Genomic DNA, 19896 nt, shown 5'->3' with positions numbered 1-19896 from the left:
GTGGTGTACTGACCGCATCAGCTTCGCCGATGGGCCCCGCCGGGTCATCCGTACGTTGCACGGAACCTCCTACGGAGTTTTGTCAGACCTGCCAGGGAGAATGCGGGCATGAGCGTCGAGGGGCAGGGCCGGGCGGCCGGCGTCACCGATCGCGAGGCGGAGGTGCTGCGCGCGGTCGGGGAGCGGCTGCGCAACCGGGAGATCGCCGAGCGGCTGCACCTGTCGGTGCGGACCGTGGAGAGCCACGTCGCGGCGCTGCTGCGCAAGCTCGGCGTCGCCGACCGGGCGGCGCTGGTCGAGGCCGGTGCCGCGCTGCGCCGTCCGGCCCGCTCCACGCCGGCCCTGCCCACGCCGCTGACCAGCCTCGTCGGCCGGGACCGGGAGGCCGGCGAGGTCGGGGCGCTGCTGCGCGAGCACCGGCTCGTCACGCTGACCGGGCCGGGTGGGGTCGGCAAGACCCGGCTGGCGTTCCGGGTCGCCACGGGCGTCACGGCCGACGCGGGTGGCGTGGGCGGCGCGGCTGGCGTGGGCGGTGCGGGTGGCGTGGGCGGTGCGGGTGGCGCGGCTGGCGTGGGCGGTGCGGGTCGCGTGGGCGGTGCGGGTGGTGCGGGTGGTGCGGTGTGGCTCGCGGACCTGGCGCCGGTCACCCCGGATCTCGTCGGTGACGTCGTCGCGCGGGCGTTGGGTGTCGTGCCGGAGCCGGGCTGGTCCCTGACCGACATCCTCGGCGACGCCGCCGCCAGCCTGCCGGGTCTGCTGCTCGTCGACAACTGCGAGCACGTCGTGGCGGCCGCCGCCGACGTCGTCGCCACGCTGCTGCGCGCCGGCGGGCCGCTGCGGATCCTCGCCACCAGCCGCGAGCCCCTCGGCGTGCCCGGCGAGGTCACCTACCAGGTGGACCCCCTCGATGTGCCGGCCTCCCTGGACGCGGCGGACATCGCGGGCAGCGCGGCGGTGCGGCTGTTCGTGGACCGGGCCGCGACCGCCGCGCCGGGGTTCGCCCTGACCGACGGCGTCGCCCCCGCCGTCGCCGCCCTCTGCCGGCGGGTCGACGGCCTGCCGCTCGCGATCGAGCTGGCCGCGTCGCGGCTGCGCACGTTCGGGCCGGCCGAGCTCGTCGAGCACCTCGACCAGCGCTTCGACCTGCTCTCCGCGGGCTCCCGCACCGCCGGTCCGCGGCACCGGACCCTGCGCAGCGCCATCGACTGGAGCTATGAGCTGCTCGACGCCGACGAGCGCGCCCTGTTCGACCGGCTCGGCGTGTTCCCCGCCGACTTCGACTTCGATGCCGTGCAGGCGGTCCACGGCGACGCGCGGGCGGCGGTCAGAGTGCTGCCGGCGCTCGTCGACAAGTCGCTCGTGTCCACCGCCGGCGGGGAGCCGCGCCGGTATCGGCTGCTGGAGACGATCCGGTCCTATGCCGCGGAGCGCCTCTGCGCCGGCGACGCCGAACCCGGCGCGCGCCGCCGCCACGCCGCGCACTTCCTCGCCTTCGGCGAGCGCGCCGCCGAGGGGCTCAGGCACGCCGAGCAGCGGGCGTGGTTCCTGCGCGTCTCGACGGAGCAGCCGAATGTGCGCGCCGCGTTCTCGTACAGTGTGGACACCGGCGACACCGAGTCGGCGTGGCGCTGGATCGCGGTCCTGGAACGGTTCTGGGACCTGGCCGGGCAGCGGCGTGAGGCGCAGGAGTGGATCCAGCGGACCCTGGCCGCCGGCGAGCCGCCCGCGACACCGGCGGCGGTCGCCGGGCTCGCCGCGGCCAGCGCCGTGCTGCACCCCAGCGACGCCGGCACCGCCTTCGACCTCGCCGAGCGGGCGCGGCAGCTCGCCACCGGCCACGACCCGCTGACACGGGCGACCGCCGCCCGCGCGGTCGGCATGTGCTCGACCTGGATCCGGCCGGAGCTGAGCCACCCCGCGTTGCGCGAGGCCCTCGACGGTTTCCCCGAGGACCGGGGGTGGGACCGGGCGCTCACGATGCAAGGTCTCGTGCTGGCATCGCGGGCACTGAGCGAGGCCCTGCAGTGGGGCCGCGACAGCGTCACCCTGTTCCGCCACGCCGGCGACCACGTGTATGCGGCCAACACCCTGTTCATGATGGCGCAGCGGGCCATGGCGGCCGGCGTCGCCGACGACGACATCCACGCCTGGCTGACACAGAGCCGGGCGATGGCCGAGGCCGCCGGCAGCGAGGCCGACATCGTCCACGCCGACGTCGGTCTCGCCCAGTGGGCGTTCGTCCGCGGCTCCACCGCTCGCGCCGCCGACCTCATGCACGACGTGCTGCCGGCGCTGCGCAGGCTCGGCGACCGCCGCTGCGCGGGACGGGCGCTGTTCGTCCTCGGCGAGCAAGCCAGGCGCACCGGCGACCTGCCCCGCGCCGGCGAGCTGCTGCGCGGCTGCGCCGAGGCGGTCCTGGTCGCCGGCCAGTCGGTGGTGCTCGTGCAGTCCCTCGAGGCACTCGCCGCGCTCGCCGCCGCGCAGGACCAGCCCCGGCCCGCCGCCGTCCTGCTCGGCGCCGCGTATCGCCAGCGCGAGTCGTCCGGCCCCCACCTGCGCCCGTCGAAGCCGGCCGACGAGGACCTGCACCGCGACCTCGCGACCACGCTGGGACGCCCGGCCTTCGACGACGCCTACGCCGAAGGCCGCACCCTCACCCCGGCCGACGCCCTGCGGCAGGCCGTGCCCTTGTCCTGACGCCCACGGCAGGCCCCCTCGTTTCGATGCCCACGGCGGGCCCCCTCGTTCGACGCCCACGGCGGGTCCCCTCGTTCGACGCCGGCGGCAGGCATCCGTCGTCGCGCTGACGCCGGCGGCAGCCCGCGTCCTCGTCCTGACGACGGCGGCAGCCCGTGTCGAGGCGGAAGCGGTCGATGATGCCGGGAGCCAGGTGGGTAGCTCGACGCGCAGGCCAACGCTACCCGCGACCGCGCCGCCCTCCCCGCCGAGATCCGCGCCGCCGAGACCACGGCCGAGGCATACCGGCTGGACCTGCTGCTTCGCCCCTTCCACGCCCGCGGCGCCCGCCGCCGGCGGCTCCAGGCGACCATTGCCCATGCCACGGCGTTCCAGACCTGGCGCTCCCTGTGCCACGAACACACCCTCACCGACACAGAGGCCATCACCCTGCTCATTGCGATGTGCGTCCAGTCCGCCACGCCATGAGCACCGCCGCCGGTCGTATCCGTGACGGGTCGGTGATTCTGCGTGCACATCGACCCGTTCGGCCACTGGTGACGCCAGCCGGCACCTTGCCATCATGGGCCGGTGCCGGACGGTCGCGCGTTTCCCGACCTCGATCAGGACGCGCGCAAGGTCCTGAAGGCGGCCGAGTCGGCGGCCCGGCAGCTCGGCCGGAGCAGCATCGACTCGGACCTCATCCTGGTCGGATGCCTGCAGGTGTGTGCTCCGGCGGTGCAGGCCGCCGACGCCCTCGGCGTCTCCCTCGAGCAGGTGTGCGCGGAGGTCGAGCGCCTGCCCCACGGGCTGGTCGAGGACGGGCCCGCCACCCTGAAGTTGGGCGCCGACGCCAAGCCCATCCTCCGGCTGGCCGCCAAGGAGGCCCGCGCGGACTCCCGGCGCTCGGTGTCCGCCGCGGACATGTTCGTCGCCATCCTGCAGCACGGTCAGAGCGCCAAGGGGCAGGCGGCGAACTCGTCCCTGGTGCTGGCGCGGCTCGGGCTGCGCCTGCTGCCGCTGCGGCTGAAGCTGCTGCAGGTCGCGAAGGGCGACGCGCTCGTGCACTCCAGCTCGCTGCCGACGCTGCCCGAGATCGAGCGGCAGATGGCGGGCATCGCCGAGGACCGGACTCAGGCGATCTCGCGCGGCGACTCGCGTAAGGCCAGGCGCCTGGTCGAGCAGGAGGCCGTGCTCCGCGCGGTTCGCGATCTCGTCGCCGGCCGGTCTCAGACCGGCTCGAGCCGTGCGGGCAGCGTCCTCGGCCAGCGGTACCGGCTGGACGAACGGATCGCCGGCGGCGGCATGGGCGACGTCTGGAAGGGCACTGACGAGCTGCTCGGCCGGACCGTGGCCGTGAAGTTCGTGCTGCCGACCCTACTGAACGACTTCGTCTTCGCTGAACGGTTCCGGGGTGAAGCGCGGAGCATGGCGACGATCAACCATCCCGGGGTCGTCGACATCTACGACTACGGCCAGGAAGACGGGGTGGCGTTCATCGTCATGGAGTACGTCGACGGCCAGACGTTGTCCCATGCGCTCTCGCGGATCGGCCGGCTCACCCCCGCCCGGACCATGGCGCTCATCGCGCAGGCCGCCGACGCGCTGCACGCGGCGCACGAGAAGGGCATCGTCCACCGTGACGTCAAGCCCAGCAACCTGATGGTCCGGCCGAACGGCACGCTCGTGCTCACCGACTTCGGCATCTCCGGATCCACCGACACCAGCCGGCTCAGCAACGGCGGCGGCATGATGCTCGGCACCGCCCCGTACATCTCACCGGAGCAGGTGAACGGGGCCCGGCCGACCCCGCTGTCGGACGTGTACTCCCTCGGCGTCGTGGCATATCGGTGCCTGAGTGGTCAGCTCCCCTTCGAGGGCAGCAACCCTCTCGAGATCGCGATGCGGCACGTGCGCGACAGCCCACCGCCGCTGCCAGGGGACATTCCGCCGCCCGTACGCCAGGTCGTGGAGCGGGCGATGGCAAAGGAACCGAGCGCGCGGTGGCCGAGTGCGGCCGCATTGGGTCGGGCCGCCCGGCAGGTCGCCACCGGTGCATCCGAAGCCCTCGGCCCGACGGCAACGTCCCCGTTCGCTGCCGTCGACCGAAGTCCCGATGCGACCGTCTCCGCCGGGACGACCCCGCCACCGCCGGCCGCCGGACTGCGGCCGCCCGCCGTCGAGAACCCGCGGGCGGCGACCGGGATGTTCCGGCGCCTCCGCGAGCGGGCCGGCCAGTTGCTGACCGGCACCGACGGCAGGAGCGCGACGCGGCCGCCGGACCCGTCGCCGGAGTCGCTGCCGCCGACCGGCGTGCTGATCAAGGCGGTCGGCGCGAGCACCGTCGACGGCTCGTCGACGGTGCCTGAGCCACTGCTCGCGGAGACGGTGTCGCTGGAGTCGCGCGCCGGGACCGTCTACCGCTCCACCGGCACCTTCGGGCGGCGGGCGGCGCGCCTTCCGCAGATCCACGAGTCGACCGCGGTGCTCATCGGCGCGGCGCAGTACCTGGATCCCGACCTGCCCCCCATTCCCAGCGTCGTCAACAACATCGACGACCTGGCCGCCGTGCTCGGGGATCCACTGCGGGGCGGATTCGACCCGGCCCGCATCCATCGCATCCTTGACCCGGCCCTCGACGTGGCCGCGCAGGTGCACGAGCTGATCGAGCCGGTCCAGGACACGGTGCTGGTCTACTTCGCCGGGCACGGCCTGATCGGCTCCGATGCCCAGTTGTACCTCGGGTTGGCGGCGATCAGGAGCTCCCGCGTTCCGTACACCGCGCTGCAGTACGACAAGCTTCGCCAGGCGTTGCTCGACAGCAGCGCGGTCAACACCGTGCTGGTGCTCGACTGCTGCTTCTCCGGCATGGCGCTGCGGCACATGGGCGGCCGGCCCGGCGACGTCGCCGCAGGTTTGGTCGACATCGAGGGCACGTACATCCTGACCGCCACCTCGGCGACGCGGCTCGCGCACGCGCCCGAGGGCGAGCGGAACTCGGCCTTCACCGGTGAGCTGTTGAACATCCTGCGCGGTGGCCTGCCGGATGCGGGGGATCTGCTCGAGCTGGGCGACATCTACGACCCGCTGTGCGCGGCCATGCGGGCCCGGTCCCTGCCCAGCCCGCAGCAGCGCGGGTCGAACACCATCGGCTCGCTCGCTCTCGTGCGCAACCAGGCGGCGCTCGGCTGAACGCCGGCGGGCGGTCAGCTCTTGCCGCTGACCAGCCGCCGCCTCACCCTGTAAGCAGCGCTGACTGAATAGGTCGTTACATCGTTTGGCCGGCAATGACGGCGGGGAGGGCGCCGGGTGAGGTGGCCGTGCGGCCGGTGGTTCGCTGGTACCGGGCGACGAGGTCGTTGTGGCGCGAACGGTGCCACAGGCGGCGGTCCGCGCGGAGGATCAGGTTGCGCCGCGGCGGCGGGAAGGACCGGCCGAGGTCGGCGAGGAGGCGGGCGACGTCCACGCCGGCGGTGTCGAGCGTCCAGGCGGCGCCGGGGTCGAGCGCGGTGAGCGCAAGTGCGAGATGCTCCGTGCGGTGGTCCCGCTCGCGGCGGGCGAGGGCGAGCCGGAGCGACGCCTCGAAGGCCGCCTGCGCGTCGAGTCCCATCGGCGGCCGCTTCTGCGCGGACCACCGCCGCGCCTTCGCGGCGCCGAGCGGCAGCAGCGGCTCCCGCCAGGTGACCCGGTCGAGGGCCGCCGGGGTGACACCCTCGAGGAGCCGGTCGACGTCGAGCCCGAGCGACGCGAGGACCTGGCGGTCGTCGGCGACGCCGGCGCCCAGCGGCGCGGCCCGGCACACGGCGTCGAGGACCGCGGGCTCGGTCGCGCCGTGCCGGGCGAGCACGGCGGCGACCTCGTCGGTGCCGGTGGTGAGCGCGAGCAGCAGGTGCTCGCTGCCGGTGCGGGGGTGGCCGAGCTCGCGGGCCCGCAGCACGGCGCGGCCCATGGTCCGGCACAGGTCGGGATGGCTACCGCGGAACATCAGTCCTCCTCGCGACGACGATGCGATCGGTGATGGCGACCGGCGATGGCGATCGGTGGTGGCGATCAGTGATGGCGGCCGGCGTTCGCGGTCGACGGTGGCAGTGGCGCATCAGTCGTCGCCGGTGCCGCGGTGCTTGCGGTGCACGGTCTGCTTGGTGACGCCGAGCCGCAGCGCGATGTCCTGCCACGACCATCCGTCCCGGCGGGCGGCGGCGACCCGCTCGGCCTCCAGCTGCTCGGTCAGGCGGCGCAGGCGGGCGACGGCCCGCAGCGCGACGTCGTGGTCGCTGTCGTGCGCGGCGCGACCGAGCTCGTCGATCACGGTCATACCGTCAGCATAAGCTGACGACGCGGAAATCGTCAACATGTGCTGACGCCAACCGAGGACGACAGGCCTGCAGCGCGCCGGGCTTCGCTGTACACAGGCCGCAAACGCCAACGGCACGTGCCGACCCCGACGTGAGGCGCCGGCACGTGCCACGGCTCCAGAGATCAGCCGGCGCGGACCTCGGCGGCGGCCGCGACGAGATGCCGCAGGGACGCCTCGACCTCGGCGTAGCCGCGGGTCTTCAGGCCGCAGTCGGGGTTGACCCACAGCCGCCGGGCCGGGACGGCCGCGACCGCGTGGCGCAGCGCCTCGGCCATCTCCTCGCGCGACGGCACCCGCGGCGAGTGGATGTCCCACACGCCGGGTCCGACGCCACGCCGGTACCCGGCGGCGGCGAGGTCGTCGAGGACCTCCATCTTCGACCGGGACGCCTCGATGCTGGTGACGTCGGCGTCGAGGGCGTCGATCGCGGTGATGACGTCGCCGAACTCGGAGTAGCACAGGTGGGTGTGGATCTGCGTGTCGTCGGCGACGCCGCTGGTCGCGAGCCGGAACGCGTCGACCGCCCAGTCCAGGTAGGCCCCCTGCGCCGCCCGGCGTAGCGGCAGCGTCTCGCGCAGCGCCGGCTCGTCCACCTGGATCACCCGGATCCCGGCGGCCTCGAGGTCCCGGCACTCGTCGCGCAGCGCGAGCGCGACCTGGTCGGCGGTGCCGGCGAGCGGCTGGTCGGTGCGGACGAACGACCACGCGAGGATGGTGACCGGGCCGGTGAGCATCCCCTTGACGGGCCGGGTGGTCAGCGACTGGGCGAACGTGGCCCACCCGACCGTCATCGGCGCCCTGCGGGCCACGTCGCCGTGCAGGATCGGCGGGCGGACGCAGCGGGAGCCGTACGACTGCACCCAGCCGTGCTCGGTGGCGGCGAACCCGGACAGCTGCTCGGCGAAGTACTGCACCATGTCGTTGCGCTCCGGCTCGCCGTGCACGAGCACGTCCAGGCCGAGGTCCTCCTGCAGCCGGACGACCCGCCGGACCTCGGCCCGCATCAGCGCGGTGTAGCCCTCGTCGTCGAGGGTGCCGGCGGCCAGCGCGGCGCGGGCCCCGCGCAGCTCGGCGGTCTGCGGAAACGAGCCGATCGTGGTCGTCGGCAGGTCGGGCAGCCCGAGCAGTTCCTGCTGGCGGGCGGCGCGGGCGGTGGAGTCGCCGCGCCGCCGGTCCGCGGCGGTGAGGGCGGCGAGCCGGGCGCGCACCTCGTCGTGCCGCCACGCCGCCGGGGGCGGAGGCAGCGGCGCGGGCAGGTGGGCCGTGCCGTCGCGCAGCGCGCGGCCGAGGAGCACGACCTCGTCGACCTTCTGCCGCGCGAACGCGAGCCGCTCGTGCAGGCCCGGGTCGAGGCGGGTCTCGACGGACAGGTCCACCGGCACGTGCAGCAGCGAGCAGGACGTGGACACCGCCACGTGGTCGGCCAGGCCGGCGACGACCGCCCCGGCGGCGACCGCGGCGCGCAGGTCGGTGCGCCAGACGTTGTGGCCGTCGACGAGCCCCGCGACGATCGTCCTGCCGCCGAGGGGTCCGGCGGCCGCGAGCCGGTCGAGGTTGCCGGGGCCGGCGACCAGGTCGAGGCCGATCGCCTCGACCGGCGTGTCCAGCAGGGCCGGCAGGGCGTCGCCGATCTCGCCGAAGTACGTGGCGACGAAGAGCTTCGGCCGGGCCCTGAGCGCGCCGAGCCGGGAGTAGGCGCGGCGCAGCGCGTCGATCTCGTCCGGGCCGCGGTCCGTGGCGTAGGCCGGCTCGTCCAGCTGTACCCACGAGACACCCGCATCCGCGAGGGCGGCGAGGATCTCGGCGTAGACGCCGACCAGGTCGTCGAGCCGGGCGAACGGGTCGTCGCCCTTGGCCAGCAGCAGGAACGTGGCCGGTCCGACCAGCACCGGCCGGGTCTCGATGCCCAGGGCGCGGGCCTCGGCGTGCTCCCGCAGCGCCTTGGCCGGGTCGGCGGCGAAGACGGTGTCGGGTCCGATCTCGGGCACCAGGTAGTGGTAGTTGGTGCCGAACCACTTCGTCAGTTCGAGCGCCGGCTCGGCGTCCACGCCGCGGGCCATGGCGAAGTACGTGTCGAGCTTCGACAGCCCGAGCGCGGTGAACCGCGTGGGTGTCGCCCCGACCGCGACGGCGGTGTCGAGGACGTGGTCGTAGTAGGAGAACGTGTTCGACGGGATCGCCGCGAGGCGGGCGTTGCGCAGCGTCTGCCACACGTCGGCGCGCAGCGTCGCCGCCGTGCGCTCCAGGGTGTCCTCGTCGATGGTGCCGGCCCAGTAGGCCTCGACGGCCCGCTTCAGCTCGCGGTTCCCGCCGATGCGCGGGTAGCCGAGCACGGTGCTCAGCCCGAATGTGGTGCTCATGTGTCCCCTCGGTGCACAGTCACGACGGCCGGACTGGCACGGGGGGACGCCACCGGCCGCGCGGCGGCGCGCCGCGTGGGCCGTTCGATGGCGTCGGCCGTCCCGCGCGGCCTCCGACCACCGCACGCCGGGCGGCGCGCGGTGCGCTGGCAGGTCTTCGGACTCGCGGGCGTGACCCTGGATGTCGTCCAGGGTCGCCTACTGGCCGTCGCTTCCCAGGCCTCGCGGCCCAGTGCTCAATGACGGCGGTCGTTCCCACTCACCGCTGCGGGGCAGTCCCGGATTCGCACCGGATTCCCTGTTGCCACGGCCGGTCCTGGGGGACCGGCCGAACCAGCTGCACCGAACACCATACATGCCTTCACTGGTGCGTCGGGTCGCTCCAGCGGCCGATGCTGCGGGAGCGGACCGGCTCGATGAACCGCGGCGCGGCGCTGTGCGGGAAGCCCTCGCCCCAGTTGGTGGCGTCGCCGTGCATCTGGACGCGGGCGTTGTCGGTGTACCAGTCGACGAGGTCCGCGTCGGAGCGCACGATCCACGTGCAGCCGGCCTCGGCGTCGGCGGTGAAGTCGCCGTGGCGGATCAGCGGCGGGCGCCAGAAGTACGTGCCGGGCCACATCTTGCCGAAGTTGTAGTCGAAGCCGCCGTCGAGGCAGTACGCCTCCTCGGAGCACGGGTGGTGTGCGAGCGGCACCTCCCGCCAGCCGGGCTTGGCCTTGATGAGCCGGGTGTAGAAGCCGGTCTTCTCGTCGCGGTGCAGCAGCTTGATGAACAGGCCCGGCACCGGCGTGCCGCCGAGGTCGAAGCGCATCGGGGAGCCGTCCTTGACGTCGATCCACGGCATCCGGGCGCTGTCGAGCACGACGAGCTTCTGGTCGGGCCGCACGGTTTCGCGGTCCTTGGTTTCAGGGTGGAAGTGCCAGTCGCCGTACTCGCGGAACAGCAGGATCTCCGTGCCGGCCGTCGCCGTGACCGGCGGGGTCCACACGCCGGCGGGCGCGGTCCAGTAGCCCTCCGGCCCGAGGGCGGTGTCGCCGATGACGACCTCGCCGGACAGCACGAACCATTCGGTGTCCGCGTCGTGTACGCCGGCGGGCCGCGACCAGTCGCCGGTGAAGCGGACCTTCAGCGAGGCCGATCCGTCCTCCTCGTCGTAGCTGAGGTTGCGCTGCTCGGCGGTGCCGGTGGCGTGCTGGAACTCGGCGAGGTGCCAGATCAGGTCACGCTCGTCGACGATCTCCACGTGCGGGCGCATGGGTGCCTCCAGGCTCGGCAGCAGTTTCCGGTGCGGAATGTATCGCTTAATAGTTTCGCGTACAAGGTGTACCGTCAACGCTCGTGACCCGACCTGGCCGACCCGCCGGCCCCACCTCCGACACCGAGACCGTCGTGCTGACCGCGGCCCTGGAGCTGCTGCTGGCCGAGGGTGCGGCGGCGCTGACCGCGCAGCGGCTGCACCAGGTCACCGGCGTGTCCCGGTCGACCATCTACCGGCACTGGCCCACGCCCGGCGCGGTGCTCGCCGCGCTGATCGACGTCGCGCCGCTGCCGCCCGGCGCGCCGACCGGCGAGCCGGCGCAGGACCTGCACGCCGCCGTCGACCAGCTGTGCGACCGGCTCCGCGACCGGCCCGTCGGCGCGTTCCTGCAGGCCCTCGTCGTCGCCGCCGCCTCCGACCCGGCGGCGGTGCCGCTGCGCCAGCGGTACGTCACCGACCTCCTGGCGCCGTTCCACACCGTGCTGCGCGCCGCGGGCGCCCCGGCGAAGGACCGCGAGGACGCGGTCGCCGCGATCGTCTCGCCGCTCCTGCTCGACGCGCTGCTGCTGGACCGCCCCGCCGCCCGCGCGCGGGCACACCGCATGGTCTCCGCCGTCTGTCAGGAGTTGAGCGCATGACCAACGCCGTCGGGCCGCGCGCCGTCTTCGGCGTCATCGTCCCCAGCACCAACACCGTCGTCGAGCACGACTACTGGAGCGCCCGGGTGCCGGGGGTGGCGTTCCGCGCCGGCTCCATGCACATCCCGAACCCCGCGATGGGCGACGACGCCAGCTTCGAGGCGCTGCTGGTCCAGATCCGCGCCTCCATCGACACCGCCGTGCGCGACGTCCTCACCGCCGAGCCCGACCGCATGGTCATGGGTATGTCCGCCGAGACGTTCTGGGGTGGCGTGGAGGGCAACGCCGCGTTCGAGGACCGCCTGCGCGCCCGCACCGGCCTCCCGGTCACCACCGGCGCCAGTTCGTGCCGCGCCGCCCTGCGGGAGCTCGGCTGCCACCGGATCGCGGTGTTCTCGCCGTATCAGCCGATCGCCGACCGCGAAGTGGGCCGGTTCTTCACCGAGGCGGGGTTCGACGTCGCCGCCATCACGGGCCTGCGCTGCCCGACCGCGACGGACATCGCCCGCGTCCCCTCCGCACGCCTCCGCGCCGTCGTCGCCGACCTCGACGCCCCGGACGTCGACGCGATCGTGCAGGTCGGCACCAACCTGTCGTTCGTCGCCCTCGCCGACACCCTGGAGGAGGAGCTCGGCAAGCCGGTCATCGCCATCAACGCCGCCACCCTCTGGCACGCCCTGCGCTCCCACGGCCTCCCCGACCAGCTCCCCGGCGCGGGCCGCCTGCTCCGCTCCCACTGACCGGCAGGACTTCACGTCCACCGCCGCAGCGGGGCGCTGCCGACGGAATGCATGCGTCCTGCACTCGCACCTGGTCACCCTGGACGGCAGGATCCCGGCCGAACAATCAGGGAGCGGTCTACATCGACGCGACGCGGAAATTCATCATCGTCATGCTCTTCACCGCCTGACGAGCGACCGTCCACGTCCGTCGCTGACCTCCTCGGGCAACGTCGGACCGCCCTTTCGAAACCGGTCCCGCTCTCCCGAGGGTACTCATTACCTTGAATGCGACCTGACCCCGCCAGGAAGGGCGTGCTCGTGATGGGTTTGCGTAAACGGCTGCTGCTGCTCGGGGTGCTCGTGGCGGCGGCCGCCGTACCGCACTGTTCGCACTGCTCGACCGGGTCTACCGCGGCACCGTCCTGGAGCCGGCCGACCCGCCGCCGGGCACCGGCCAGATGATCGTCGGGGCGGGCTCGAACCGCTGCGTCGACGTCTCCGGCGGCCGCGACACCGACGGCACGAAGATCCAGCTGTGGGACTGCCACAGCGGACCGGAGGTCCGCTGGGCGTGGCGCGGGCAGCAGCTGGTCAACGCGGGCACCGGCAAGTGCCTGGACATCACCGGCAACGGCACGGCCGAGGGCACCAAGGTGCAGCTGTGGACCTGCAACACCGCCGGCGGCCAGTTGTGGCAGCTCGTGAACGGCAACCGGCGCAACCCGCAGTCGGGCAAGTGCCTGGACGCGGATGCCTGGGGGACCGCGAACGGCACGCAGCTGATCATCTGGTTCTGCGGCACCAGCCAGTCCAACCAGACCTGGCGGTTCCAGCCGTGACCGTGCCTGTCCTGTGCTTGTCTCGGGGCCGCGTCACGACGGGACGCGGCCCCAGGCGGAGATCATGGGGGAGGTGGCGAGGTCGAGGAGGCCGGCCTCGATGTTGGCGAGGTGCTGGTCGATCTCCGCGTCGGTGGCGAGGCCGGCCCTGGTCAGGGACGCGCGGATCTGGCGGGTGGTGGCGTGCTCCAGAGCGGCGCAGGCGGGCCCGGTGACGGGGAAGTACGCGTCGGCGGCGACGTCGACGAGGCCCGCCTCGCGCAGCAGGCGCGGCAGGGTGCGCCCGTAGGCGAGGTCGACGCCGCGGGCGGCCATGAGCGTGCGGAAGTCGTGCTTGAGCTTGTTCGCGAGGCGCTGCGGCGGGGCGTGCTCGTCGGGGCAGACGAGGGGCTGCAACGACGGGTCCGCCTCCTCGAGCAGGAGCCAGCCGCCGGGCCGTACCGACGCCATCATCGCGGCGAGAGCGCGGGCGCGCTGCGGGACGTGGACGAGGACCAGGCGGGCGTGCACGAGGTCGAAGCGGTCGTCCGGCGGCGGGTCGACGCCCACGTCGTGGCGGCGGACCTCGTAGCCGGCGCCACTGCCGGACCCGGTCCAGGAGGTGTCGATGTCGGTGGCGAGGACGTGCCCGGCCGGGCCCACGCGCGAGGCGAGCCAGGCCGGCACGCTCGTGCCGCCGGCGCCGACCTCCCAGCACCGCCAGCCGGCCCGGATGCCCAGGGCGTCGATGTGGCGGAACGTGGACGGGTCGAACAGCGCCTCCAGGGCGGTGAAGCGGGCGCCCGCCTCCGGCTGCTGGTTGTCGAGCAGGTACCCACCGCCGTCCGTCACGCCCGCATCATCGCACCATTCGCCGACGTTGATGGTGCCGCGGTTCGCCGCGTCCTTCGCCGCAGCCGCCCGTGCGGTCGTACAGTGGTTCGGTGCCGACCGCCGCTCCCGTCTGCCGGGTCGAGCTCTCGCCACCACTGGCATACGTGACGGTGAAGGGCCGCATCGACCCGCACACCACACCGGAGCTGCGGCGCAGCGTGCTGGGCTCGCTCGCCGCCGAGCCGGACGCCGTCCTCATCGACCTGGCCGGCGTCACCGGCACCGAGCCGATCGCGCTGACCGCGTTCGTGCCGCTCGACCGGGCGGCCGCCGCGTGGCCGGGCGCCGACCTCGTGCACCACTCCGCGTCGCCGGCGCTCGCCCGGGAGCTCGAGGACCTCGCGATCGGCCGGCACGTGCCGCTCGCCGCGGACCGGGCGGCCGCGGAGGCCCTCGCCGCGGGCCGGAGCCGGCCGGTGCAGGTGCGGTGGGAGATCCCCGAGGGGCCGGATGTCCTCTCCGGCGCCCGGGACGTGGTGCGGATGCTGTGCGCGCGGGAGGGGCTGAGCGTGCTGGCCGAGCATGCCGAGCTGGTCGTCATGGAGCTCGTCGTCAACGCGCTGGAGCACGGCGCGGGTCCGCGCACGGCACTGGCGTCGGTGCACCGGCGCCGGCTGCACCTGGCGGTGCGCGACCACTCCCCGGCGCTGCCCCGCCTCGGCGGCGCGGCCGGGACCGAGGCCGGTAGCGGCGGCCGCGGGCTGGTGATCGTCGAGGCGTTCACGACCGCGTGGGGCGCCACCCCGACCCCCGACGGCAAGATCGTGTGGTGCACGCTCGGCGGGTAGCGGACTATTCGGTCAGGCGGCGGTGCAGGGTCGACAGGGACTGGCGCAGCAGGCGCGACACGTGCATCTGCGACAGGCCGACCAGCCCGGCGATCTGCCCCTGCGGCAGGTTGCCGTAGAAGCGCAGGCTCAGGATCCGCTGCTCGCGCTCCGGCAGCTGCGCCACCAGCACCCGCAGCGACTCCCGGTGCTCGACCAGGTCATACGCCGGGTCCTCGGCGCCGACGATGTCCATCAGCGTCGTGTCGTCCTCGATGCCGGCGGAGGGCAGGTCCAGCGACAGCGGCTGGTGGCCGTTGCACGCGCCGATCATCTCGACGATCTCCTCCTCGCCGGCGCCGAGGTGCGCGGCGAGGTCGGCGACGGTCGGCCAGTGCCCGCACAACTGGGTCAGCTGGTCGCTGACCCTGTTGACCGACAGCCGCAGCTCCTGCAGCCGGCGGGGCATCCGGATGCCGTTCGAGCGGTCCCGGAAGTACCGCTTGATCTCGCCGAGGACCGTCGGCGTCGCGTACGCGCCGAACTCCACCCCGTGCGCGGGGTTGAAGCCGTCGACGGCCTTGACCAGGCCCAGCGCCGCGACCTGCGCCAGGTCGGCGCTCGCCGCTGTAGCGCCGCGCGAGACGGTGGGCGGCGGGCAGGCACAGCTCGATGACGTCGTCGCGTGCCCTGTGCCGGGCGGGGTCGGTGGGGTCCAGCTCGTGCAGCCGCATCAGCAGCTCGGTCGCGTTCGCCGGCCACCGACTGGGTCGCGACGTCCGGTAGGCTACGTCATGCGGGTCCGCCGCCGGGACACTGTCGGGGCCGACCCCGACGGACACGCCCCGTCTCCGACGGTAGCGGATCGCCGACCATCAGTTCAGCGAATGGCCGTGCCCGATCGCCATCGACGTCGGTCACGGCACCGGACAGGCCGGGACGCGCCGCAGGACGGCACGGCCCGGCGCCGCCGGCCGGCACCAGGGCGACCTCAGCCCAGGATGCGCGCGGCGCCGAAGCCGGCGGCGAGGGCCGACCCGGCGGCGAAGCGGTCGGGTGAGAACTGCTCGAGCCGCGGGTCGGCGTCGCCGGTGAGCAGCCTGGCCACGTGCTCGCCCCACACGGGTGCGAGCTTGAAGCCGTGCCCGCTGGTGCCGGCGTCGACGTGGACGCGATCGGTGACCCGGCCGGTGACCGGCTGCCAGTCGGGGCTGACGTCGTACAGGGACGCCCAGCTGCGGTCCGCCGCCGCCAGGGCCCGCACCGGCGCCCGCCGCGCCGCGCGGGCGGCGAGCCACGCGACCTCGGCGCCGGTCACGTCGGGGGAGTAGTCGTCGGGGTCGGTGGCTGCGGTCGGGGCGAGCGGGCCGAGCAGGAAGCGGTGCGCGCCGGCCGGCCGGGAGTAGTACCCGTGCTGGACGTCGATCAGCACGTACGGCACCGCGTGCGGGGCGGCCTCCGGCGGGTGCGCCAGCCCGGCGACGATGTGGCGCTCAGCGGTCAGCGGCAGCGTGACGCCGACCTGCGCCAGCAGCGGCCCGGTCCACGGACCGGCCGCGACGAGCAGCCGGCCGACCTCGTGCCGGCTCCGATCGGCGAGCACTACCCGGACGGACCGAGGGCCTTCGTCGACGACCCGCACGGCGGCGTGCTCCAGCAGCGTCGCGCCGTGTCGTACGGCCGCGGCGGCGTACCCGAGTGCGGTGCGGTACGGGTCGGCGTACCCCGCGCGCTCCTCCCACACGCCGATCGCGGTCCCGTCGAGGTTCAGGTAGCTGAAGCGCGCCGCGAGGTCGTCGGTCAGGATCTCGTGGTCGCCGCCGGTGCGGAGGACGTCCGCGAGGTCGTCGGGGCCGTGCAGGTACAGCCCGCCGGTGCGCACATAGCCGCTCTCGCCGCCGACCTGGTCGGCGAAGTCGGCGAGCACGGCCGTGCTGTCGCGGGCGACCTCGGCCAGGAACCGGTTGGTGTAGTAGGACCGCACCACCCCGCTGGCCCGGCCGGTCGGGCCGGCGGCCCGCGTGCCGCGCTCGAACACGACCGTCGACACGCCCCGCCGGGCCAGGTGATACGCGGCGCTGAGGCCGTGCACCCCCGCACCGACGATCCCCACCTCATGGAACGCCACGGAAGTAATCCTATCGTTTGAATAGGAGATTCGCTACGCTGACCCGTATGGCACTCGCAGGACAGCTCACGGGGCGCGCGGTAGTCACCCACTTCGCGAACCGGGTGATCCGGTTCGGCCACCGTCTGATCGGTTTCGGCGTGGCTTCAGCGGAAAGTCTCCCGGCGGAGCCCTGCCCGCCCGCCGTGCCTGACGCGGCGGTGTGGGCCGAGATGGCGTCGGAGCTGCGGCTGCGCGCCCTGACCAGCATGGAGCTGTGACGATGGAGACGTGGGATGCGGTGCGGTCGCGGCGCAACGTCCGCAAGTACAGGCCGGACCCGGTGCGGGCGGAAGACCTGCGGCGCATCGTCGAGGCGGGCTGGCGGGCGCCGTCCGCGTCCAACCGGCAGCACTGGGACTTCGTCGTCGTCACCGACCGCGAACAGCTGACCAGGCTCGCGACCGTCTGGCCCGGCGCGCAGCACGTCGCCGACGCGGCGGCCGCGATCGCCCTGGTGCTGCCGGAAGCCACGGACGAGCGGACCCGCCTCACCGACCGGTACGACCTCGGCCAGGCGACCTACGCCATCCTCGTCGCCGCCGCGGACCTGGGCATCGGCACCGGTCACGCGGGGGTCGGCGACCAGGAGAAGGCCCGCGAGATCCTCGGCGTGCCCGACACCCACACCGTCGCCTATCTGATCGGCGTCGGCTACCCCGCCGACCGGCCGCTCCAGCTGATCCGCAACCCCGCCCGCCGCCCGTTCGACGAGGTCGTCCACTACGGCACCTTCGCCGCCGCCTCCTCCTGAAGCCCGCTTGTCCTGAGGCCGCCCGTTCCGAGGCCGCCCGTTCCGAGGCCGCCCGTTCCGAGGTCGCCCGTTCCGAGGTCGCCCGTTCTGAGGTCGCCCGTTCTGAGGCCGTGCCTGCCGGAGCTGCGCTGTCCGGAGCCGGGGTAGCGTTCGTCCGGTGGACGGCGGGGGAGTACGGGTCTGGACGGTCGGGCACGGCGCGCGGCCGGTCGAGGCGCTGCTCGACATCCTCGTCGCGGCCGGCGTGCGCACGCTGGTCGACGTGCGCAGGTTCCCGGGGTCCCGGCGGCACCCGCAGTACGGGCGGGAGGCCCTCGCCGAGGCGGTGACCCGCGCCGGGCTGCGGTACACCTGGCAGGGCGAGACCCTCGGCGGGCGGCGGCGCTCCACCCCGGGCTCCCGGCACACCGCCCTGCGCGTCGCCGCGTTCGCCGCGTACGCCGACCACATGGACACGCCGGCGTTCCGCACCGCCGTCGACGATCTCGTCGCCCGGGCCGCGACCGAGCTGCCGGCCGTGCTGTGCGCCGAGACGCTGTGGTGGCACTGCCACCGCATGCTCGTCGCCGACGCGCTCGTCATGCGCGGCGCGGCGGTCGAGCACCTCGTCGACGCCGGCACCCGGCAGGCCCACCGTCTGACGGAAGGGGTCCGCCGGGACGCGGACGGCTGGCCCGTCTACGACGATCAGCAGACACTGCCCGGACTATGATCCCCGTCGGCTAAACCCCAGCCGTGCCCGCTTGCGTCTACCGGGGTGGAACAGCGGCCACCGGAGGGGACGACGCGGGTGCGGGTCGACGAGGAGCACGAGTACGTCGAGTACGTACGGGCGCAGTTGCCTCGCCTGCACCGGGTCGCGTGGCTGGTCCTGGGTGACCGGGACCGCGCCGAGGACGCGGTGCAGAACGCGCTGACGACGCTGTACCGGCGCTGGGCGCGGCGCGGCGAGGTGGACAACCTCGACGCGTACGTGCACTCGATGGTGGTCCGGGCGTGCCTGAGCGACCAGCGCCGGCCGTGGACGCGGGTGTTCCTGCGGGACACGCCGCCCGACCACGCCGTCGAGGCGGCGATCGGACAGGTCGACGAGCGGCTGCTGGTCCACGACGCGCTGCGCCGGCTGCCGGAGCGGCAACGGATCGTGGTGGTCCTGCGGTTCCTGTGCGACCTGCCCGTCGCCGACGTCGCCCGGGTGCTGGGCCGCTCGGAGGGCACGGTCAAGGCGCAGACGTCGACGGCGCTGCGGGCGCTGCGCGAGCTGTTCGCGGCGACGCCGGCGACCGGCGCCGACCTGTCGATGAGGAGGCCCGCGTGACCCCCGAAGAGGTGCTGCGGTCCCACGCGGAGCGGGAGGCCCCGCCGGTGCGCCTGCTCGCCGACGACGTGCTCGCGAGCGCCCGCCGGAGCGTGCGGCGCGGGCGGCTCAGGGCGGCGGCCGCGGCCGGGGCCGTCGCCGCCCTGGTGGTCGCCGGGGTGGTGTTCGGGTCGTCGCTGCGCCGCCCCGACGGCGGGCCGCCCGCGGTGACCCCGAGCCGGTCGGCGGTGCCGCTCACCTGCACGGCCACCTCGGTGCCGGTCCCGCCGGGTCTCGCCGCCGGGCAGTGGGCGGTGTACACGGTCGACCCGACCGGGCGGTACATGGTCGGCGGCTACGGGTCCGCGTCCTCGGTGACCGGCCTGCTCGTCTGGAAGGACGGCGTGCCGGACCGGCCGGCGGCGGCGACCGGGTTCGCGCCGAACGCGGTCAACCGCGACGGCACCGTCGCCGGTGCCACCCGCACTGCAGGCGGCGAACGCCGGGCGGCCCTGTTCCGCGACGGTGCGGTCGTGCAGCTGCCGTTGCCGCCGGGCGTGACCGGCAGCGAGGCGGTCGCCGTCAACGCCCGCGGCGACGCCGCCGGATACGCGGTGGTCGGCGGCGGCCAGGTCGGGCTGGTCTGGCCGGCCGGCGGCGGGTTCGCCGAGCCGCCCGCCGGTGCGGGCCGCAGGGCGCAGGTCGCAGGGATCACCGACGACGGCGTGGCGGCCGGCGCGACGGTCGCGGACGACGCGACGGTCGCCTACCGGTGGGGTGGGGACGGCACGCCGCTGCCGAAGGGCGCCGCCGGGGCCGTCACGGCGGTCGGCGGCGAGTGGGCCGTCGGGACGGCGCCGCTGACCCGCCCGCACGACCCGGACGAACTCGGCCCCTGGCACGCCCGGTGGAACCTGCGCACCGGCGCCGTCGAGCCGCTCGGGCTCTTCACCCCGCTCGCCGTGAGCGCCGCCGGGACCGTGCTCGGCGTACCCGCGGAGCGCGCGTCCGGCCTGGCCCTGTGGCGGGACGGCGCGGTCACGGTGCTGCCCCCGCTGGACCCGGCCCGTCCGTGGCGCTGGCGCGCCGGCATCACCGGCGACGGCACCACGGTCGTGGCCAGCATGGTCGAGGGCGATCGCCATGACCTGTACGACAACACCCGCTGGACCTGCCGATGACGACCCA

18 protein-coding genes, 1 pseudogene and 1 riboswitch are annotated in these 19896 nt (G+C 74.4%); of the genes and pseudogenes, 12 read left to right on the top strand and 7 right to left on the bottom strand.

The genetic code is table 11. The features are described from left to right. The first annotated feature begins 108 nt into the window (after positions 1-108). The 3 genes and pseudogenes from ACQEVZ_RS03545 to ACQEVZ_RS03535 all read left to right on the top strand — a co-directional run bounded on the left by ACQEVZ_RS03545 (position 109) and on the right by ACQEVZ_RS03535 (position 5868). Entirely contained in the window at positions 109-2697 is a 2589-nt protein-coding gene (locus ACQEVZ_RS03545; RefSeq protein WP_433361217.1) for an ATP-binding protein, read from the top strand. 1284 nt (positions 2698-3981) lie between these two features. After that, a pseudogene (locus ACQEVZ_RS03540) lies at positions 3982-4711 on the top strand (serine/threonine-protein kinase); the annotation flags it as partial. Between the two features lie 170 nt (positions 4712-4881). After that, positions 4882-5868: a caspase family protein gene (locus tag ACQEVZ_RS03535; RefSeq protein WP_433376605.1), complete on the top strand. Its 987-nt coding sequence runs from the start codon at positions 4882-4884 to the stop codon at positions 5866-5868. 76 nt (positions 5869-5944) lie between these two features. On the opposite strand, the gene ACQEVZ_RS03530 is transcribed toward ACQEVZ_RS03535, so the two are convergent. The 4 genes from ACQEVZ_RS03530 to ACQEVZ_RS03515 all read right to left on the bottom strand — a co-directional run bounded on the left by ACQEVZ_RS03530 (position 5945) and on the right by ACQEVZ_RS03515 (position 10648). Continuing rightward, a complete protein-coding gene (locus ACQEVZ_RS03530; protein WP_433361214.1) occupies positions 5945-6661 on the bottom strand; it encodes a Clp protease N-terminal domain-containing protein in 717 nt (238 codons plus the stop codon). Between the two features lie 111 nt (positions 6662-6772). Beyond that, the gene (locus ACQEVZ_RS03525) at positions 6773-6991 is read right to left on the bottom strand and encodes a helix-turn-helix domain-containing protein (protein ID WP_344505561.1); all 219 of its coding nucleotides are present in this window, start codon (positions 6989-6991) and stop codon (positions 6773-6775) included. A gap of 164 nt (positions 6992-7155) precedes the next feature. After that, on the bottom strand, positions 7156-9393 hold the full coding sequence (gene metE, locus ACQEVZ_RS03520) for a 5-methyltetrahydropteroyltriglutamate--homocysteine S-methyltransferase (RefSeq protein WP_433361209.1): 2238 nt from the start codon (positions 9391-9393) through the stop codon (positions 7156-7158). Between the two features lie 131 nt (positions 9394-9524). Beyond that, positions 9525-9747: riboswitch (cobalamin riboswitch) on the bottom strand. Between the two features lie 7 nt (positions 9748-9754). Then, positions 9755-10648 (bottom strand): DUF4437 domain-containing protein, encoded by an 894-nt coding sequence (locus ACQEVZ_RS03515; protein ID WP_433361206.1) that lies wholly within the window; start codon positions 10646-10648, stop codon positions 9755-9757. 83 nt (positions 10649-10731) lie between these two features. Between ACQEVZ_RS03515 and ACQEVZ_RS03510 the strand changes: the two genes are divergently transcribed. The 3 genes from ACQEVZ_RS03510 (at position 10732) to ACQEVZ_RS03500 (ending at position 12850) form a co-directional block, all read left to right on the top strand. Continuing rightward, positions 10732-11289 carry a TetR/AcrR family transcriptional regulator gene (locus tag ACQEVZ_RS03510; protein ID WP_433361203.1) on the top strand — a complete coding sequence of 186 codons (558 nt, stop codon included), beginning with the start codon at positions 10732-10734 and terminating at the stop codon, positions 11287-11289. After that, on the top strand, positions 11286-12029 hold the full coding sequence (locus ACQEVZ_RS03505) for a maleate cis-trans isomerase family protein (RefSeq protein WP_433361200.1): 744 nt from the start codon (positions 11286-11288) through the stop codon (positions 12027-12029). Before ACQEVZ_RS03510 ends, ACQEVZ_RS03505 begins: the two co-directional genes overlap by 4 nt. Before the next feature lie 440 nt (positions 12030-12469). Continuing rightward, complete coding sequence (locus ACQEVZ_RS03500; RefSeq protein WP_433361197.1) at positions 12470-12850, top strand: RICIN domain-containing protein; 381 nt, start codon at positions 12470-12472, stop codon at positions 12848-12850. A 33-nt stretch (positions 12851-12883) separates the two neighbouring features. On the opposite strand, the gene ACQEVZ_RS03495 is transcribed toward ACQEVZ_RS03500, so the two are convergent. Continuing rightward, positions 12884-13681 carry a methyltransferase domain-containing protein gene (locus ACQEVZ_RS03495; RefSeq protein WP_433361194.1) on the bottom strand — a complete coding sequence of 266 codons (798 nt, stop codon included), beginning with the start codon at positions 13679-13681 and terminating at the stop codon, positions 12884-12886. Positions 13682-13773: 92 nt separating this feature from the next. Between ACQEVZ_RS03495 and ACQEVZ_RS03490 the strand changes: the two genes are divergently transcribed. Next, the gene (locus ACQEVZ_RS03490; protein WP_433361191.1) at positions 13774-14511 is read left to right on the top strand and encodes an ATP-binding protein; all 738 of its coding nucleotides are present in this window, start codon (positions 13774-13776) and stop codon (positions 14509-14511) included. A 4-nt stretch (positions 14512-14515) separates the two neighbouring features. Here ACQEVZ_RS03490 and ACQEVZ_RS03485 read toward each other — a convergent pair whose 3' ends face one another. Both ACQEVZ_RS03485 and ACQEVZ_RS03480 read right to left on the bottom strand, forming a co-directional pair. Further along, positions 14516-15079 (bottom strand): sigma-70 family RNA polymerase sigma factor, encoded by a 564-nt coding sequence (locus tag ACQEVZ_RS03485; protein WP_433376602.1) that lies wholly within the window; start codon positions 15077-15079, stop codon positions 14516-14518. Between the two features lie 402 nt (positions 15080-15481). Beyond that, positions 15482-16618, bottom strand: coding sequence for an NAD(P)/FAD-dependent oxidoreductase (locus ACQEVZ_RS03480; protein WP_433361188.1), 1137 nt, complete (start codon positions 16616-16618; stop codon positions 15482-15484). Positions 16619-16665: 47 nt separating this feature from the next. On the opposite strand from ACQEVZ_RS03480, the gene ACQEVZ_RS03475 reads away from it, so the two are divergent. The 5 genes from ACQEVZ_RS03475 (at position 16666) to ACQEVZ_RS03455 (ending at position 19889) form a co-directional block, all read left to right on the top strand. Next, complete coding sequence (locus tag ACQEVZ_RS03475) at positions 16666-16878, top strand: hypothetical protein (RefSeq protein ID WP_433361185.1); 213 nt, start codon at positions 16666-16668, stop codon at positions 16876-16878. Between the two features lie 2 nt (positions 16879-16880). Beyond that, complete coding sequence (locus tag ACQEVZ_RS03470) at positions 16881-17411, top strand: nitroreductase family protein (protein ID WP_433361182.1); 531 nt, start codon at positions 16881-16883, stop codon at positions 17409-17411. Positions 17412-17568: 157 nt separating this feature from the next. Further along, the gene (locus ACQEVZ_RS03465; protein WP_433361179.1) at positions 17569-18123 is read left to right on the top strand and encodes a DUF488 domain-containing protein; all 555 of its coding nucleotides are present in this window, start codon (positions 17569-17571) and stop codon (positions 18121-18123) included. A gap of 78 nt (positions 18124-18201) precedes the next feature. After that, positions 18202-18729, top strand: coding sequence for a SigE family RNA polymerase sigma factor (locus ACQEVZ_RS03460; protein ID WP_433361176.1), 528 nt, complete (start codon positions 18202-18204; stop codon positions 18727-18729). Beyond that, positions 18726-19889: a hypothetical protein gene (locus ACQEVZ_RS03455; protein ID WP_433361173.1), complete on the top strand. Its 1164-nt coding sequence runs from the start codon at positions 18726-18728 to the stop codon at positions 19887-19889. The genes ACQEVZ_RS03460 and ACQEVZ_RS03455 overlap by 4 nt, the downstream gene beginning before the upstream one ends. Positions 19890-19896: the final 7 nt, after the last annotated feature.

It is taken from the genome of Dactylosporangium sp. CA-152071 (genome assembly GCF_050936335.1).
GTDB classification, from domain to species: Bacteria; Actinomycetota; Actinomycetes; order Mycobacteriales; family Micromonosporaceae; genus Dactylosporangium; species Dactylosporangium maewongense.
The sequence above is the reverse complement of the archived record's forward strand: the minus strand, read 5'-3'. Positions and strand labels throughout refer to the sequence as shown.

Coding starts and splice junctions, on each gene's coding strand:
- ACQEVZ_RS03470 (WP_433361182.1), top strand. CDS start 16,881: ATGGAGACGTGGGATGCGGTGCGGTCGCGGCGCAACGTCCGCAAGTAC.
- ACQEVZ_RS03475 (WP_433361185.1), top strand. CDS start 16,666: ATGGCACTCGCAGGACAGCTCACGGGGCGCGCGGTAGTCACCCACTTC.
- ACQEVZ_RS03535 (WP_433376605.1), top strand. CDS start 4,882: ATGTTCCGGCGCCTCCGCGAGCGGGCCGGCCAGTTGCTGACCGGCACC.
- ACQEVZ_RS03500 (WP_433361197.1), top strand. CDS start 12,470: ATGATCGTCGGGGCGGGCTCGAACCGCTGCGTCGACGTCTCCGGCGGC.
- ACQEVZ_RS03515 (WP_433361206.1), bottom strand. CDS start 10,648: ATGCGCCCGCACGTGGAGATCGTCGACGAGCGTGACCTGATCTGGCAC.
- ACQEVZ_RS03525 (WP_344505561.1), bottom strand. CDS start 6,991: ATGACCGTGATCGACGAGCTCGGTCGCGCCGCGCACGACAGCGACCAC.
- ACQEVZ_RS03505 (WP_433361200.1), top strand. CDS start 11,286: ATGACCAACGCCGTCGGGCCGCGCGCCGTCTTCGGCGTCATCGTCCCC.
- metE (WP_433361209.1), bottom strand. CDS start 9,393: ATGAGCACCACATTCGGGCTGAGCACCGTGCTCGGCTACCCGCGCATC.
- ACQEVZ_RS03530 (WP_433361214.1), bottom strand. CDS start 6,661: ATGTTCCGCGGTAGCCATCCCGACCTGTGCCGGACCATGGGCCGCGCC.
- ACQEVZ_RS03545 (WP_433361217.1), top strand. CDS start 109: ATGAGCGTCGAGGGGCAGGGCCGGGCGGCCGGCGTCACCGATCGCGAG.